This is a genomic window from Sphingomonas sp. 8AM (assembly GCF_902506455.1).
Classification (GTDB): Bacteria; Pseudomonadota; Alphaproteobacteria; order Sphingomonadales; family Sphingomonadaceae; genus Sphingomonas.
The window spans coordinates 2,242,051-2,258,033 of the sequence record NZ_LR733844.1 but is presented as its reverse complement, the minus strand read 5'-3'; the positions used below and the strand labels follow the sequence as shown (position 1 = coordinate 2,258,033).

15 protein-coding genes are annotated in these 15,983 nt (G+C 61.6%); 6 read left to right on the top strand and 9 right to left on the bottom strand.

Annotated elements, in window-relative coordinates; translation table 11 throughout:
• Positions 1-138: 138 nt before the first annotated feature.
• Both BACI71_RS10515 and BACI71_RS10510 read right to left on the bottom strand, forming a co-directional pair.
• Positions 139-896 (bottom strand): IS5 family transposase gene (locus BACI71_RS10515; RefSeq protein WP_159758391.1). Its coding sequence is split into 2 segments (ribosomal slippage): positions 139-563 and positions 563-896, totalling 759 coding nucleotides; the frame shifts between segments, so codons are not numbered across the junction.
• A gap of 283 nt (positions 897-1,179) precedes the next feature.
• Positions 1,180-1,401 carry a hypothetical protein gene (locus BACI71_RS10510; RefSeq protein WP_159758389.1) on the bottom strand — a complete coding sequence of 74 codons (222 nt, stop codon included), beginning with the start codon at positions 1,399-1,401 and terminating at the stop codon, positions 1,180-1,182.
• 181 nt (positions 1,402-1,582) lie between these two features.
• On the opposite strand from BACI71_RS10510, the gene BACI71_RS10505 reads away from it, so the two are divergent.
• Positions 1,583-2,056 (top strand): hypothetical protein, encoded by a 474-nt coding sequence (locus BACI71_RS10505; RefSeq protein ID WP_159758387.1) that lies wholly within the window; start codon positions 1,583-1,585, stop codon positions 2,054-2,056.
• A gap of 271 nt (positions 2,057-2,327) precedes the next feature.
• Here the strand turns inward: BACI71_RS10505 and BACI71_RS10500 are convergent, their stop codons facing one another.
• The 5 genes from BACI71_RS10500 to BACI71_RS10480 form a co-directional block, all read right to left on the bottom strand.
• Positions 2,328-3,257, bottom strand: coding sequence for a nucleotidyl transferase AbiEii/AbiGii toxin family protein (locus BACI71_RS10500; protein ID WP_236552948.1), 930 nt, complete (start codon positions 3,255-3,257; stop codon positions 2,328-2,330).
• A gap of 133 nt (positions 3,258-3,390) precedes the next feature.
• On the bottom strand, positions 3,391-4,245 hold the full coding sequence (locus BACI71_RS10495) for a DUF6088 family protein (protein ID WP_236552947.1): 855 nt from the start codon (positions 4,243-4,245) through the stop codon (positions 3,391-3,393).
• A gap of 40 nt (positions 4,246-4,285) precedes the next feature.
• Positions 4,286-5,245 (bottom strand): hypothetical protein, encoded by a 960-nt coding sequence (locus BACI71_RS10490; RefSeq protein ID WP_159758385.1) that lies wholly within the window; start codon positions 5,243-5,245, stop codon positions 4,286-4,288.
• 23 nt (positions 5,246-5,268) lie between these two features.
• Entirely contained in the window at positions 5,269-5,418 is a 150-nt protein-coding gene (locus BACI71_RS10485; protein WP_159758383.1) for a hypothetical protein, read from the bottom strand.
• A 415-nt stretch (positions 5,419-5,833) separates the two neighbouring features.
• Complete coding sequence (locus tag BACI71_RS10480) at positions 5,834-7,786, bottom strand: TonB-dependent receptor (RefSeq protein WP_236552946.1); 1,953 nt, start codon at positions 7,784-7,786, stop codon at positions 5,834-5,836.
• A 394-nt stretch (positions 7,787-8,180) separates the two neighbouring features.
• Between BACI71_RS10480 and BACI71_RS10475 the strand changes: the two genes are divergently transcribed.
• On the top strand, positions 8,181-9,902 hold the full coding sequence (locus tag BACI71_RS10475; protein WP_236552945.1) for a M14 family metallopeptidase: 1,722 nt from the start codon (positions 8,181-8,183) through the stop codon (positions 9,900-9,902).
• Between the two features lie 347 nt (positions 9,903-10,249).
• On the opposite strand, the gene BACI71_RS10470 is transcribed toward BACI71_RS10475, so the two are convergent.
• Both BACI71_RS10470 and BACI71_RS10465 read right to left on the bottom strand, forming a co-directional pair.
• Entirely contained in the window at positions 10,250-10,723 is a 474-nt protein-coding gene (locus BACI71_RS10470; protein ID WP_236552944.1) for a nuclear transport factor 2 family protein, read from the bottom strand.
• A 16-nt stretch (positions 10,724-10,739) separates the two neighbouring features.
• Positions 10,740-11,717: a serine hydrolase domain-containing protein gene (locus tag BACI71_RS10465; RefSeq protein ID WP_236552943.1), complete on the bottom strand. Its 978-nt coding sequence runs from the start codon at positions 11,715-11,717 to the stop codon at positions 10,740-10,742.
• 279 nt (positions 11,718-11,996) lie between these two features.
• On the opposite strand from BACI71_RS10465, the gene BACI71_RS10460 reads away from it, so the two are divergent.
• The 4 genes from BACI71_RS10460 to BACI71_RS10445 all read left to right on the top strand — a co-directional run bounded on the left by BACI71_RS10460 (position 11,997) and on the right by BACI71_RS10445 (position 15,777).
• A complete protein-coding gene (locus BACI71_RS10460) occupies positions 11,997-12,377 on the top strand; it encodes a VOC family protein (protein ID WP_201297355.1) in 381 nt (126 codons plus the stop codon).
• A 372-nt stretch (positions 12,378-12,749) separates the two neighbouring features.
• Positions 12,750-13,244 carry a MarR family winged helix-turn-helix transcriptional regulator gene (locus tag BACI71_RS10455; RefSeq protein WP_159758377.1) on the top strand — a complete coding sequence of 165 codons (495 nt, stop codon included), beginning with the start codon at positions 12,750-12,752 and terminating at the stop codon, positions 13,242-13,244.
• A complete protein-coding gene (locus tag BACI71_RS10450; protein ID WP_159758375.1) occupies positions 13,241-14,932 on the top strand; it encodes an FAD-dependent oxidoreductase in 1,692 nt (563 codons plus the stop codon). The genes BACI71_RS10455 and BACI71_RS10450 overlap by 4 nt, the downstream gene beginning before the upstream one ends.
• 404 nt (positions 14,933-15,336) lie before the next feature.
• A complete protein-coding gene (locus tag BACI71_RS10445; RefSeq protein ID WP_159758373.1) occupies positions 15,337-15,777 on the top strand; it encodes a DUF1772 domain-containing protein in 441 nt (146 codons plus the stop codon).
• The last annotated feature ends 206 nt before the right edge of the window (positions 15,778-15,983 follow it).

Here is a 15,983-nt window from a genome sequence, read left to right as displayed (position 1 = left end):
TCCGCAGCTATGCGTTCTTATCTCGATCATTAAGCAAATGCCCGCGAGCAGAGAGCGCGACGTAACGAATTTCGCACGCAAGCGTGAATCTCCCTGCGTTGGGTAGATGCGGGCTCGCTTAGGGTCAGGACTCGTTGATCACAGCCAGAAGATGACGGTGGCAGCGAGGGCGACGGCGGAAAAGAAGGCCGTGGGGCAGCGATCGTAGCGTGTGGCAACGCGCCGCCAGTCCTTGAGGCGGCCGAACATGATCTCGATTCGGCTTCGACGCTGGTAACGGCGCTTGTCGTATCTGACCGGCTCGTTGCGCGATCGTCGGCCCGGGATGCATGGCTGGATGCCTTTGGCTTGGAGAGCGTCCCTGAACCAATCGGCGTCGTAGCCGCGGTCGCCGAGCAGCCACTGCGCTTTTGGCAGGTCGTCCAGCAGGGCTGCCGCACCGGTGTAGTCGCTAACCTGCCCGGCGGTCATGAAGAAGCTCAAGGGGCGGCCGTTCGCATCGGCGACGGCATGAAGCTTGGTGTTCATGCCGCCTTTCGTGCGTCCGATCAGGCGGCCGAGATCCCCCTTTTAACCCGCAGGCTCGATGCCGTGCGGTGCGCCTTCAGGTATGTCGCGTCTATCATAACGGTCTTCGGCTCTGCATCGCCTGCAGCCAGCCCCTCCAACATGCGCGTGAACACGCCTCGCTCGCCCCAGCGCTTCCATCGATTGTACAGCGTCTTGTGAGGACCATAGGCGCTGGGCGCATCTCGCCAGCGCAGCCCATTGCGGTTGACGAAGACGATGCCGCTCAACACCCGCCGGTCATCCACCCGAGGCCTACCGTGGCTCTTGGGAAAAAACGGCCGCAGCCGCTCAATCTGCTCGTCCGTCAGCCAAAAAAGGTCGCTCATCCCGGTCTCCTCACGGAGCCTGAATCAGATCGCGACGCTCACATCAATGGGTCCTGACCCTAGTATCCATCGGACCGGCGGCAGCTCATGACCTGTACGCTGAGCTAGCTTGGGCACAGGGTCCCGCACCTATGTTGGCATTCGTGCAGAACATGGCGGGTAAAGCTGAATGGATGTACGCTCATGGCGAGTGCTGCGGGAGCCCTGAGCGGCTACAACTGGGTCGATGTTACCGCTACGTCGGCGCAATACTCCTGGAGAAGATGTAAGGGGAAGAACGCACTCAGTCATATTTTAGTGGATAAAAGTGTTCCCGCAGCGCCAACTCGTCGGACTTGCTCAGAAATTGAACTACGAAAACGGGCCCTTTGAATTCGACAGAACCAAACCTCAGCAATTCGCCATAGGCATATCCGGCGGTTGGCGTGTATCCGTTTAACCAGTCTTTCACCCTCTCAGCGTCCTTGCAATTGAAGAACACACTGAAAACCTCGAGCTCATCCATAAGTCTTTTCCTTGTCGCCACGCCGACTCTCAAACTGGCTGACAGTTACAGCGTCCCTACTCTCGGATGGATAGGTGGCCAATCTCGGGCGCGGCACAACCCGCTTTCGACGTCTGAAGCCGGGTCGACCCCGACGGTGCCCATGATATTATTCTGGCCTTGCAGCGGTGGGAGAAGAGGAATGCCGATTGCCGTCATCGTCGACTGGTATGGGCCATATACAAGCAAGGCCGCCCTGCGGGACGAGATGCGGTGCTGGGCGTCGGGTACCCGGTCGCTCTACATGGGCGTCAAGCGCGGCAATATCGTCAGCTATATTGGGCTGACCAACCGGCCCGAGAGCCGCATGAACAATCACGAGAAGCTTGCGCACCCTGATAACGTCAAATTCTTCTGCGGTGAAATCGTCACGCGCGGTATCGGCGGGCGACGCGCGACCAAATGTAAAACAGACCTAAAGCTGGCTGAGCATGCGCTGATCGCCTATTTACAGCCGGCGCAGAATGCCACTCTCTATCGGCGTGACCTCGACGATTGCGTCGTCCTCTATTCGCGATTCTTCGATGCGGTGGATGGGGAAACGCCACGCAATCCGCTACCGAAATTCCCGCGCGTTATTGCCTATAACAGCTGGAGCGATGAATGGGACGGGTGAGCCACCGCGCTTGACGCGCTGGCGTCACCAACGGGACTGCTACCGGCTAGTTTCCGGTCGTTGAGTTATCTTGAACCAGTGACCGCTTTTGGGAAACCCGTTAGTGCCCGTGTATGGCCGGGATTGGGTTGTGGCGCAGGAGTGTCGGGCGGCCGCTCCCGACCATCTCACGTCATTTAGTCTCGTTGATGTGAGCGCTGGCTTTCGCTGAAAGGCGTGTCCGCGCGCAGTGCCAGCGCGAAGACGTCGAACATGGGCTGCGGAAGCGGGATCATGGCACAGCCGGACTTTGCTCCGGCAATCGGTTCACTTTGGCCTGGAGGATCGAGATGCTCTCCATCACGTCCTCAAAGCTTGGCGACGTGCCGAAGATCATGCCTGACATTGCCGCATAGTCCTGCTTCAGCGCGTCATACATTGGGCCTTCTGCCATGAGCGCGAAGGTCGGCGGGACGGCGCTCGCGAGATCGAATGCCGGCCTGTTGAAGAACATCCGTGCGTGCGCGACACAGTCCGCGCCAAGCTCGGGATCCGCGATCGCCAGCGCGCCGAGCTCCGCCTGCATCAGTTCGTGAATGTCATAATAATGGCGTGAGATACGGTTGCCGCCGCCGCGCAGCACACCTTTGGAATCATACCAGTGCCGCAGCCCATGCAGGATGACGATCTTGTCCCAGAAGGTGCGCTCGGCATCGACGATGGTGACGTTCTTCACCTCGAGTTCGAGGCCGGGTGCATCCTGTTCGAGATAGGGCCTGATCGAGCGCACCGAGTTCGGGTCGAGCGCCGACTTGGCGCCGGATTCGACCTTCACCGCCTTGGGGATATACGGGTCGGGATCGGTTGCGGTCGGATATTGGACCAGCAGCGTCTGCTTGTCCTTGGCGTCCGGCGTGACCTTCAACTGGCCCGCGGCAATGCCGTTTCGCGCAGACGCTTCTGCCGCGATCCGCGTCAGGTTCTCAAGCATCGTTCCGTTGATGAACGCCTCGCATGCCTCGCGGATCGCATCGAGCGCCTTCTCACACTTCTTGCCGCTCAGGGCATGGAGATCCTCGACCGAATAGGCTTCGCCAAGATCGTCGCGGAACACGGTGACGTCGATATCCTCCGAGAAGCGGTGGATCAGCCCAAATCCCTTCGACAGCGAGGTGCCGCCCTTGAACAACAGGCGCGGCCCTTTGGGCAGGCCGTTGAACAACGCGTCGAGCGTCCAGCATACCCAGAAGTCCTTCTCGACATTCTGTGGCGTCGTTCGATCCGCTGCGCGGTGGCCGTGAAAAGGCCGGCGCGCGTCTCATCATCGGCGGACAGGATTGTGTCATAGGCGGGGTTCATGCGGCGCGCCTCGCGGTCAGCAGGGGTTTTAGGAAATCGTGCATCCAGGTTGGTAGGGTCGACAGCCCGTCGCGAAGGTCGTTGCGGACCTTGGTCGCGTTCGGGCCGCTGTGCAGGATATTGTCGAGTTGCCCCTTGAGGTCGTTTACGCCGTCGGGATCGGCCAGCGTGTCGCGCAGCCAATGCAGCGCCTGCACGATCCGCATGCCAGGCCGGCCCGCCCAGTAGAGCTTGCTCGCCGCTGTCGGCTTGAACGTGATGATCATGTTGCCGAGCTGGATCGAGCGCAGCCGCGCATCGGTATGCACCACGATCTTTGAGGGCACCGCGTTGGTTAGGCCCAGATCGTTGGCGGCGGTCATGCCGTCGACCAGCACCCGAATCTGATCACGCCGCGCGATCGCGTCGATCACCTGCCGCGGATCGGGCGCGCTGGGCTGACGAGTCAGGCTGTTGATGGCGGGTTTGTCGTACAGGCCGCGGTCGATGCGGCGCAGGTTGCCGGCATTGACTAGGCGCTGCAGCACCTTGTCGACCGCATCCCGCGTGCCGAGATCGAGAAAGTCGACAGGCGTCCAGACGGCACGGGGTGTCGCCTTTAACATGCGTTGCACGACTTGCGTCTTCAGGTCTGGAGTATCCATGTCCGAAATTAGCTCACATATTTCGGACACGATCAATACCGGATTGTCCGAAGAACAACAACAAACTTCGGACAGAAGCTGGTTGGCTCTGACGCGTGGGCATGCGGCCGCGACCCGGCCGCCATTGTCCCATTTTGGTTTGCAGATCGCAGCACCGTGGCTGAGCTGCCAGCACGACACGTCGCCCGCCCGGCCGTCGCCAGCCAAGGGCGCGTCCTGTGTCGCGGCGCTGTCGCGCCGCGGTCGATCAGGCAGACAGCATCGCCCTGAGCTTGAACAGCCGCTCCTCCACATCCAGCCAGGAGCGCCCCGGGACGCGCGGGCCGCTCAGAAACTCTTCGAGCAACGCGATCTCGCGATCATGATCATGATGTGCACGGCAGAGCTTGGCGGCGACCATCCAGTCCCACGGCGCACGGTCGCGGCGCGCCTTCACCAAGATCGGCGCGAGTTCCTCCTCGGGCACCGTACCGGTCTTGCGGGTGCGCGGCTTGGGCACGGAATGTCGCGGGGCCTTGCGCTCGCCGGCGAGGATTGCGCCCGCCTCGGCGCGGCGCTTCACGACGGTGTGATTGGGGGACACCCAGGAGGGATAGCGCTTGAAATAGGCGTCGACTGCCTGGGCGATCTCGGCGTAGCGCCCGAGCTTTCGGAGCACCAGCGTCAGTCGGTCGAGCGCGGCGATGTCGCCATGCGCCGGATGGTCGATCTCGTTACGCAGTTCCGCGACCAGCCCGGCCTCATAAGTGATCGCGCAATATTCATGCATCTGCTCGATCGCGTGCCGGTAGCGCGCGACCGCGGCTTCGGGGTCGCTCGCCTCTAGCGGGCGCGTGGCGGAAATGAAGCTGGTGTTCGCGTCGCGCAGCTTATGGAAGCGGTCGAGTGCCGCATAGTCGAACTGGCGACCGGGATTGATCCAATTGGTAAGGGTCTTGCCGTACCTGGCGATCAGGTCGCCTTCCAAGTCGAGCGCGTCCTCCTCACCCAGATCCTCGGCCAGGATCACGATCTCATACGCGCTGTCGCAGCGTGTGCGCACGAACTGATGCCATTGCGCATCGCGATCGGTCGACCAGGCACGCGTGCCCGTCCCCTTGCCGATATAGAAGGGCACCCGGTCTGGCCCGAGATGCGCATAAACATAGCAGCGCTTCGGAGAGCGGCGCTCGCTGGTCACGCGGTATCCCAGTCCCTCGTGCGCCATATCTCCCCTCGAAACTCCCGTCCCTATAACGGCATCATGACGATAGTGACCGAAAAGGCGAGATCGGTCAGGTCTGTCATATCGAAGCGGCCGAGGACGATGGCGAGCGCTTCAACGTGGCCATAACCAACGAAGCACGCCGCCAGGCCGAGAACCTGATGCTTAGGTTCCACTTTTCGCCGTTCCGCGCCCTCGACCCCCGCTTACGGCGACGGATCCGACTATTTGAATAAACGACCGAAGGTGGGAAGCGCGTAGGGCAGCCTGAACGTCCACTTGTGGGTCATGGCGAAGACGATCCCGCCACGGACGGCAGCGCGTGTGCGTCCATGCACAATCTCGCGTGTGTACAGACGGCCTCGTACAAGCTCCTGCTTTCAAGCGCAAAACTGCGGCCAGCAGATGCGGACACCAACCTGAAAAGCGACGGCACAGGTCGTGCCTCGGGGTTGGTGCGCTGCCAGCCTGAACGCCTCCCACAGGTTGGGAGCGTGAAAACTAGCCGTGGAAGACTGCCAATCGGTCATTTGGCCGTGGCCGTCTATAGGTATGACCGACGGGACCGGCAAACGCCGGTCCCTATTGGCATCAGATTTCCAATCGAAGCGAAGCGCGAACTGTCCTGGGCGCACCGGGATAGATCCACAAAGCGCTGTACGAGCTGGCGGCATAGCGTTGATCGAGCAGATTGTCGGCCTCGAGACGGAAGCGAACCCCCTCTACGAGCGGCGCTTCGATCGCCGCCTTCATCTTCACATATTCGGGCAGCAGCACCGGATTAGCTGTGAGCGATCCCGCCCGATCGCCGACATAAGCGACGCCTCCGCTCAACTGCCAGTCGCCACGGGTCGTTGGGATGCGATGAACGACCAGCAATGTGCCCGAATGCTCCGGCACGTTCAGCACATCCGATGTCGGGAACGCGGTGTCATCCGCCTTCGCATCGAGCCAGGCGTAATTGGCGACGATCTGCCAGCGATTGCCGAGCCGCGCCGAAGCGTCGAGCTCGATCCCACGGCTGACGATGCTCCCAACGGGTGCGAGGAAGTTTGCATCGACCGGATCGGTCGTCAGGATGTCCTGCTTGCGGATGTCGAACCACGTGGCCGCCAGGTCAACACCGGGCAGCTTGGCTGCAACACCTACCTCGTAGCCGCGACCCTTTTCCGGGCCAAAGCCCGCCCCATTGCGATCGGTACCGGTGTTCAGCGAGAAGTTTTCACCCCAGTTGGCATGCACCGCGATCACGTCCGTGACGCGATAGCGGGCACCGACGCGGAAGTTGATAGGTTCGTCGATGTTGCGGCCAACACCGCCGGTGTTGTTGTTGACGATCTTCTGCCGGTACGGATCGATCCGTGCACCTCCCACCAGCGTCAGCCGATCGGTAATGTCCCACATGTCCTGTACGTAGAAGGTGCCTGCCCAGCGGCTCTCGTCGTTGTTCGTGAAGGGACGCAAAGGAGCGGCTATCGAAGATTCATAGACCGGATTGTACAGGTCGATTGCGTAGGGAACGGCAGCCGAGGGGTTGATGCGCAACCAACGCTCGCCGTAGAAAAAGCGATAGCCCTTCACGCCTGCGCTGACCCGGTGTCGCCCGATCTGTCCGGCGAGCTCCAGGCGTGCCGACAGGTCATCGACACTGAAATCACGCGACCGGCGTTGGCGCCACAAGGCATTGCCAACGATGCGCGACTGGTCGGCAGACAGGCCCTTGAGCGTTCCTGTCCGCCAGACCACACCGCCGTTCAGCGTCCAGCTCCCACCGAGTTCTGCCAGGCCTGTCACCTGGTGCTGGTTCTGCCGTGATTTGGTGATGCCGTTCGATGGCTCGCCGTAATAGTTCGAACGCGGCAAGGCATTTGCATCGCCGTCGATCGCCGGAATGCCGCGATCGAACGGCGTGTCGTACTGGCTGAACTCGCCGCTGTAGGTGAGGCGCAGAGCATCGCTCGGCTGCCAGGTCAATGATGGCGAAACAACGCGTCGGCGCAGGGTGACGGTGTCTCGCCACCCATCACTGTCCTCCCCCGCGATCACGATTCGGGCGGCCAGTGTCCGGCTCAATGGGCCAGTCGCGTCGAGTTCGATACGCCGCGTGTCGAATGAGCCGTAGCTGACCATCGCGTTCGCATGCGGCATGAAGCGTGGCACCTTGGTCACGATGTTGACCCGGCCGCCGGGATCGACATCTCCGAACAGGGCGCCTGCCGGCCCTTTCAGCACTTCGATCCGTTCGGTCGTTGCGGGATCACGCGGCGGGGCCATGCCGCGGTTGGCAAGAAAGCCGTTCAGATAATATTCCGCACCTCCGTCCGGGGTGCCGAGAAATCCGCGGACAGCGAAATTGTCGATGACGCCGCCACGATTGTTCTGTTGGCTAAAGCCGCTGACAAGTTCGAGGGCGTCGCTTACCCGGTATGTTCCCGCTGCGTCCAGAATGTCGCGTTCGATCGATCGGCTCGACTGGGACATGCGCTCGGTGACCCGATCCGACGATAGCGCACGATCAACGGTGTTGCGGGTGCCCAGCACCACGATTTGATCTTCGTCGTCTCGTTCCGGTGATTCCTGTGCATCGGCAGGCGAGGGCGCGATACTAAGCGCGAGCGTACAGGCAAAGGCAGACGTATGCGGTCGTGAGCGAAGGAACCTGAAGGACATTGCTGCTCCGGAATGCGGCACGAAGATGCGCCGCGTGGGTTGCGGTATGTTGCAACGTATCATAGGGCAGCTCTGCTGCAATGCAATGACAGCTGAGTATCTGCCTCTCGAATTCAGAGGTACGGCATCGCCGGGCACACCGGATAGGCCGCACACTGGATTCTAAGGTTATCGAATTGGAAGCCCTTTGCGCCCGAACGTAGCTCGTCTTCTCAGCCTCTTCCTGTTGGCTACCACCAGCCCGCTTATCGCGCAGGGACCTACGCCGTTGCCGCCGGCGCTGCCGTGGTCCGGCAAGAGTGAGGCTCTGATCGTCAAAGCTGGTAATCCCTGGATCACGCCGGCCGAGGCGGCAGGGTTCCAGACGACGCCGCGCTATGCAGAGGTCCGAGCATGGCTGAATCATCTCGACGCCGCATCGCCGCTCATCACCGTGAACACCTTTGGCCGCACGACTGAGGGTCGCGAGATGATCTATGTCCGCGCCAGCAAGGGAGGCCGCGGCAAGCCTGTCGTCCTCGTGCAGGGCGGCATCCATGCAGGAGAGATCGACGGCAAGGACGCCGGGCTGATGCTGCTCCGTGACATTGCATTGCGCGGGAAGGACAGCCTACTCGATAAGGTCGATCTGGTATTCGTGCCGATTTATAATATCGACGGGCATGAGCAGCTGAGCGCATATAATTTCCCGCACATTCGTGGGCCGGCAGAGAAGGGGCGTGACGCCAACGCGCGCAACATCGACCTCAACCGTGATTACGCCAAGCTAGATGCGCCAGAGTCCCGGGCGATGATCGGCCTGATCCGATCGCTTGACCCCATCCTCTATATCGACTGCCATGTCAGTGAAGGCTTTGACATGCAGTATGACGTGACCTTCACCTATGCTGGATGGGGAAAATATGCGCGCCATCGGGCCACGGCCGACTGGCTGGAGAATCGCTTCGGTCCCACGGTCTCCACCGCACTGACCAGAGCGGGGCACACGCCGATCATCTATCCCAGCCCGATCGACACGCGGCATCCTGAGAAGGGCATACGGTACAGCCCGGAAGGTCCACGCTACTCGACTGGATACGGCGACTTCATCGGCATGCCGACCGTGCTGGTCGAGAATCATATGCTGAAGCCGTATCGGCAACGCGTGCTCGGGACCTACGTGCTGATGGAAGCGGCAATGAAGATCGCCGCAGAAGATGCGGCACGAATCGCGGCCGCCAAGGCGACCGATCGTGCGAGCCGCCCGAGTGAATTGCTGACACGCTGGAAGCCCGTAGCCACCCCGATCGGGTGGATAGAAAATTTCAAGGGTGTGGCGTTCGATACCTATGTATCGCCTGCTTCTGGTCGAGAGGAACAGCGCTGGCTCGCTAAGGCCATCACCTTCCGCATGCCGATCATCGGTCAGACACCAGCCGAAAGCGTCCGCCTGCCCAAGGCTTGGTGGGTGCCGCGCGAGCAGATTGAGGTTATCGAGCGGCTACGCCTGCACGGCATCCAATTTGAATCCATTCAAACGCCAAAGGCGCTGAAGCTCAATCGCGTTCGGCTGATCGATCCCAAACTATCGCAGCCGATCGAGGGACGTTACCCCATTACCGCTGAGTTCGAACATTACGAGACAGACGAGACAATACCGGCGGGCAGCGTACGCGTGCCTGCCGACCAGCCGCTCGGGCTATTGGCCGCCTCTCTGCTGGAACCCGAAAGCCAAGACTCGTTTTTGGCATGGGGCTTTTTCCCGGAAATGCTGGCCCCCGCACCGAATACCGATGCCTTCGTGCTGGCAGCACTTGGCGATCGACTGCTCGCGACCAATCCTGTGGTAAGGCGTCATTTTGACGCGAAGTTACGTGACGAACCAGGCTTTGCTGCCAATCCTGACGCTCGACTTGCATGGCTCTACGCGCAGGCGGGTCCGGGGCACCCCTATCCGTTGCACTATCCAATTGCGCGCGAGAAAGAGGGTGCTCAACGCCTAGGACTGTGACTGGTGAAGCTATCTTAGACGATCGGATGGCGGCCAGGCCATGATTAACAAGTGTCCGCTTCCGGGAAGCGGCCGAGGACGTCTGAATGTCTGCTTCTGGGTCCCCTCGGCCGGGAGCGGCTGACCGCCGCGTGGCGCATCTCGGCCGTTCCGGTGCAGAGCGCTTTCCCGAAACGTGCTACTTTGGGAAGCTCGCCGCTTTCCTATTTCTCCGTCTCCACCCAGTTATTTTGGGGAAGTGCATTCGGGAACAGGTTCTGGGAAAGCGGATGCCCCGGACGGCTGTGTGTGCGATCGGCGCGGTCGCTTTCCCAATTCATGTTCCCAATCGGGAAGCGGCGAATGAGCTATCTGACGGCCGCGCTCCGCTGTTCGGCAGCCGTCGCGGCGCGGTGCCCGTAGCTGAGGACGCTGGTGATCCGCCAGGCACCATCCTGCTTCGCCCAGACCATCACGAACTTGGCGATCCCCTCGCATCGTCCCGTCGCCAGGTCACAGAAGCGGTGTTCGCCTTCCTCGATCGCGCCATAGTCCTTGATCGGATAGACGCGGAACGTCGCCGGGATCAGCTCGCGCTTCACCTTGCCGCAAATGTATTTGCGAACGCCGTCGACCATCGCGTCACGCTCGAACGTCGCCCCGCCGGTGTCGTGGTAGAAGGCGACCTTCGGATCGAAATAGCCGGAGAAGGTCGGCAGGTCGCAGCGGTTGTAGGCGTCGAACATCTTCGCATCGAGCGCGCCGATCTCCGTCGTCAATGGATCGGCGGGGGGTGGCACGGGTGTCGCGAGCAGGGCTGCGGCAACGGCAATGGCGATCATAATGCCCCTGGTCCTGTCAGTTCATCTGGCCGCGGAGGAAGGCGATCAGCTTCGGATCGCTCCCCGTGCGTTCGAGGATGGGCAGGATGACCCGCCACCCGTTGTCGCTGTTGGTCAGGATGACGATGCCGTCGCCGCTCGCGCGATCGATCGCGGCGAAGGTGAAAGCCCCGGCATCCTTGCCGGTGTGGAGCATCGTCGTGCTATCGGGAAAGCCTAAGAGCTGCCAACCGAGGCCAAAGCCGGTCCAGGGCGGACAGCTGGCCGCTTTCGACCCGGCACATATTTCGGGTGTCAGGTCGGCCTGCAATCTGCTGCGCTCCGCCGCGACAGACGCGACCAGGCCCGTGTCGTTGCGCGCATTGATAAGGAGGCGCGCATAATCACGCGCGGTCGCGTGCGCCAGATCGGCAGCGTTGTATCGCGTCACCCGCTCGACCGGCAGCGCCTTCCCTGCGTCGTCGTAGGGCACGGCGATCGGCACCGTTTCGCCTTGCGCCGACACATAGCCCGAGGTGCGCATTTGGGCGGGGGCGAACAGCCAGCGGCCAGCAAGTGTCTCGAACGATTGCCCAGTGCGGTGCTCGGCGTAGCGCGCCGCATATTGATACCCCTCGCCCGAATAGCCGGTGGTCGTGCCGGGATCATGATCGAACGCCAGCCCCTTCGCATCGCGCCAGTTCGGCAACCCGGTGCGATGGCTCAGCGCCATGCGGACTGTCAGCTTCATCCGCCGCGTATCGCGCGACAGGTCGGGGTCGCTCCAGTAGCGATCCATCGGCTCGTCGAGCGACAGCTTGCCGGCCGACACTAGTCGCAGGATGACCTCCGCCGTCAGCGGCTTCGTCAGCGAGGCGAGATTGTAGGGCGTGGAGGCGGTCGCTGCACGGTTCGGCCCCGCTATGCCCCACGCGCCAGTCGAGACAATCTGTCCGTCGCGGATCACGGCGACCGACGCGCTCTCCACCCGCTGTTCGCGGAGAGTTGTGGTCATATCCGGCAGCGCGGGGTTCGTCCTGGCGTCCGCTATCGAGGCGCAAGCCATCAACGCAACCACGCCGACGCGGGCTACCCGTTTTACTATGCCGACTGTATTGCTCATATATAACAGCTAACTGCATCGAAGTTTCGCCGCAACCGTCATCGCATTCTCACCGACGTGACGGACGTGAGAACCGCTGTGAGATACCCAAAATACCATCCCCGATTGGCGCCGGGCGTTGGCTGTCCGCCCGGATCAGGGCATTCTCACCGAATGCCACAGCACCTGAATATGACCGCGCTCCTCGTCAACGAGTATGACGCCGCACTCTCCTTCTTTGTCGGGAAGCTCGGCTTCGAGGTGCGTGAGGATACTGCGCTGGCTGATGGCAAGCGATGGGTCGTGGTCGCGCCGCATGGCGCGGCGAGCGCATTGTTATTGGCGCGGGCCGTTAACGACCGGCAACGTGATGCGATCGGCGATCAGAGTGGCGGTCGCGTGTTCCTATTTCTCGAAACGGATGACTTCGCCCGTGACCACCTTGCCTACACGCAGCGGGGTGTCCGCTTCGTCGAGGAACCTCGGTCAGAACCTTATGGCATCGTGGCCGTCTTCGAAGACCTCTACGGCAACCGCTGGGACCTGATCGAGCCTGTTGCCGACAAACGATGATTCCCGTTTCTCGATCGTCTGTAGGACAATGGCCAGCGGTGGACCGCAATGCGCCGAGGCTGACTCTCAGGCGCACGGAAGGCAGAGACAAAAAGCAGAGCTTCAATCGTCATCGGAGCCTTAACGATGCCGTTTGATAGGGTGCCGTTTGGTCTTCTATGGTTGTGACTTCAGGCGGACCAAAGGGCCAATCTGAGCCAAATTCGTGACGTTCAATTTGGGCGGAAATCGGACCGGCCAGAGTGAGACGGTGGAGGGTATACCCAAAGGGCACCGGTGCGGCATGAGGCAAACCCATACCTCAACGCTGAAGGAACAAGTCCGCCTTACAGACATTAACGCAGCATGTTGTCATAATGACGTGGTGCTGCAATGGGTGATAACGGAGAACTGACCGTCCGTGACCTCGCACTGGCGGTGTTCGAGACGAACGGCCGCCTTGTGGACGCGGGGAATGAACTTGTCCGCCCCGCCGGGCTGACGACTGCTTGGTGGCAGGTGCTGGGTGCTCTTGGCTATTCGCCCCACCCGCTGCCCGTATCGCACATCGCACGAAACATGGGCCTGACCCGCCAAGCGGTGCAGCGCGTCGTCGATCTGCTGGTCGGGCACGGCCTTGTGGTGATGGAGGCCAACCCCCACCACCAGCGTGCCAAGCTGATCGTGCTCACCCCCGCCGGACGAGACGCACTGATCAGAGCTGAACAGGCAGTTGTACCGATCGACACGGCTATCCTGGATCACGTCGGCGCTGATCGCGTCGCTATCGCCGTCGCGGTGCTGCGCGAAATGAACGACGCCATGACTAACTATTTCGCATCACAATCCCCGGCGGCCAAGCCCATCGAACAGGAGGAGCTCGCATGACCGACGCAACCGCACCACGCGCCTTCGATACCGATGTTATTATCGTCGGAGGTGGTCCGATCGGCCTGACGACGGCGTGCGCACTCGCCCACCACGGGGTCGATTGCCTGCTGATCGAACAGCGGCACGATGTGAAGGAGTGGTCGCGAGCCAACAATCTCTGGGCACGGCCGCAAGAACTGCTCGCAAGCATCGGCGTACGCGACGCCATTGCCGAGAACGCCTATGCGATCACGCGGGTCAATACCTTGCTCAACGGCCGCCCGGTCAATCCCATCGAAATCGCTGACGTGCCGAGCCCCTTTGGTCCAGTCCTTTACAGCGGGCAGGACGTCATCGAGCGAACGCTGGCCGAACAGGCTGAAGCTAAGGGCGGCCGCATCCGGCGCGGGCTGAAGCTCATCAGCTTCGTACAAGACGACGACGGCGTGACCCTGACCGTTGCGCCCGTCGGCGAGGGTGACGAAGATAACGTGACAGGCCCCGAAGAGACACTGCGCTGCCGCTACATGATCGGCGCTGACGGATCGAAGGGCTTTATCCGCGGTGAATTGGGCCTCGGGTTCGAGCCTGAAAAGCTGCCCAATTGCATGAACCGTCAGATCGACGCCAAGCTCAGCTGGCGTCGGTCAACGGACTGCGACCACCTCTGGTTCTTCTACTATCCACGCGGCTTTTGCGGAGTGCTGCCGGTGTGGGGTGGCTACCACCGCCTGTTCTTCCTCGCGGATGACACCGGCATCCCCGATCGCGATCCGACGCTGGAAGAGATGCAGGCGATCGCGCGCGAAGTGACCGAGGACGAGACGCTGACGCTGACCGACCCGATCTGGCTGACGCACAGCCGCTTCCAGCACGGGGCGGCAAAGCACTATGCAAAGGACCGTATTCTACTCGTCGGCGATGCAGGACACCTGTCGCTGCCTGCGGGCGGACAGGGCATGAACTCGGGCTTCCATGATGCAATCGGCGTGGCTTGGCGGCTTGCGATGCTGTTGGCAGGCGAGGGAGGGCCAGCCCTGCTCACCTCGTACGACGAAGAGCGTGGCGGCGAGCATCGCCGGCTTGATGCGCAGCAGGTCCGCGGCTTCCAGAACAGCGTCTATCGCGGCAAGGTCAAGGACGCAGTGATGGACGTGGCAGCACGCTTCATCCCTGATCTTGGCACTTTGATACAGGGCAGCGCCGATCTTCAACAGTTGACCGTCGCCTACCCCAACAGCCCACTGAGCGAGGATCATCTGAAAGGCATTGGTGATCTGATCAGTCGCCACGCGCCCAAGGCGGGGGAGCGAGCGCCAGATGCCCCCGTGATCGCGGCCGATGGATCAGCGACGACGCTGTTCGACCATCTTTACAATCCGGATGGCCGCACCTGGGGCTGGGCGCTGTTTGGCTTCGACGGCCGGGATGCGAAGGCGTTGCCAGACCTGCGTGCCACCTTTGCCGCCGCTGCGAACTGGGACTGGATACGGCCGAGGTTGGTGCTGGGATCGGCTGTTCCGGACAGGGAGGACGCGCCGGCGCTTTCTGATCTCGATAACGAAGCGCATGCCGCGTACGGTATCAGCGACGGCGCGGTGGTTCTGGTCCGCCCTGACGGCCATATTGCCTATCGCGGCCGTGCTGATCGACCAGACCTGCTTCAGGCTTATTGTTCGCGCATTTTTGCCGATCCATCGTCCTGAGCTCGTGTGATCCACTTTCGAGGCATCATAGATGATGAGGTCACACCTGAGCGGTTGCAACAGTCACTAGCGTCGGTACATCCGTCTAACCGGCAGCGACCCTCTTCCGGATTGATGCTGTTGCTATGTCTTCTGGAAGCCCTCAGCCGCCTCAAAACTCGATCCCAAGTGGGACGGCCGCGGCCGTCCCGCTGGTAGTTTGTTTTCGGGAAAGGCGGAATGCGACGTACCGCTTGCAGTTCTACCGACTCCGGGTCATGCTGAGGGTGCCGAAAATAGAGTAGCAGGTCGGTAGCTCCTGCGCCCGTCTAACGGGTTCTTCCCAGCCACGGCGTTGACCCAATACGTTGGGAAGACGCTGGCTATGGGGTTCGCGTCTTCCCGGCTGCTGCCGAGGAATGCTCATGAATGTCATCGCCATCATCGCCCTGACCTGTGCTGCTCTGTTCACAGGCGCGGCCGGATACATCACGCTGGTCGAGCATCCGGCGCGGCTCCAACTGGCGGATGGCCCCCTGCTCGCGCAATGGAAGCCCAGCTATGACAGGGCGCTGCCGATCCAGTCCGGCCTAGCCATTGCCGGAGGCCTCAGCGGGATGGGCGCCTGGTATCTGTCGGGCGCTGTGCTCTGGGTAATGGGGAGCCTTATCCTGCTCGCCAATTGGCCGTTCACCTTGCTTGCAATTATGCCGACCAACAAGCGGCTCAAGATGATCGAGCCCGAGGACGCCGGGCCGACGACCCGTGCGCTGTTGGTTTTGTGGGGAAAGCTGCACGCGATCAGGAGCGTGCTGGGCGTCGTGTCGATGGTCTTGTTTGCAGCGGCGCTTGCCGTGACGAGATAACGCGGCTGTCCCGATCAACCATCGTTTGTAGGACAGTCGCCGGCAGTGAGCTGCAACGCGCCGACACCGCCTCGCGCGCGTGCATAAGGCATAGGTCCAACCCTTAATGGAGCTTCTGCGGTGCCGTTTGGTAGAGTGCCGTTTGGTCTTCCTTGGTTAGGACTTGACGTGCTCCCCTGAAACTCCGCCAGTTTGAGCTAGAGTCC

What these genes read in the sequence shown, in the direction of transcription:
- BACI71_RS10510 (WP_159758389.1), bottom strand. Translation starts at nt 1,401, where the DNA reads ATGGATGAGCTCGAGGTTTTCAGTGTGTTCTTCAATTGCAAGGACGCT.
- BACI71_RS10505 (WP_159758387.1), top strand. Translation starts at nt 1,583, where the DNA reads ATGCCGATTGCCGTCATCGTCGACTGGTATGGGCCATATACAAGCAAG.
- BACI71_RS10490 (WP_159758385.1), bottom strand. Translation starts at nt 5,245, where the DNA reads ATGGCGCACGAGGGACTGGGATACCGCGTGACCAGCGAGCGCCGCTCT.
- BACI71_RS10470 (WP_236552944.1), bottom strand. Translation starts at nt 10,723, where the DNA reads ATGATCGCCATTGCCGTTGCCGCAGCCCTGCTCGCGACACCCGTGCCA.
- BACI71_RS10465 (WP_236552943.1), bottom strand. Translation starts at nt 11,717, where the DNA reads ATGACCACAACTCTCCGCGAACAGCGGGTGGAGAGCGCGTCGGTCGCC.
- BACI71_RS10460 (WP_201297355.1), top strand. Translation starts at nt 11,997, where the DNA reads ATGACCGCGCTCCTCGTCAACGAGTATGACGCCGCACTCTCCTTCTTT.
- BACI71_RS10455 (WP_159758377.1), top strand. Translation starts at nt 12,750, where the DNA reads ATGGGTGATAACGGAGAACTGACCGTCCGTGACCTCGCACTGGCGGTG.
- BACI71_RS10450 (WP_159758375.1), top strand. Translation starts at nt 13,241, where the DNA reads ATGACCGACGCAACCGCACCACGCGCCTTCGATACCGATGTTATTATC.
- BACI71_RS10445 (WP_159758373.1), top strand. Translation starts at nt 15,337, where the DNA reads ATGAATGTCATCGCCATCATCGCCCTGACCTGTGCTGCTCTGTTCACA.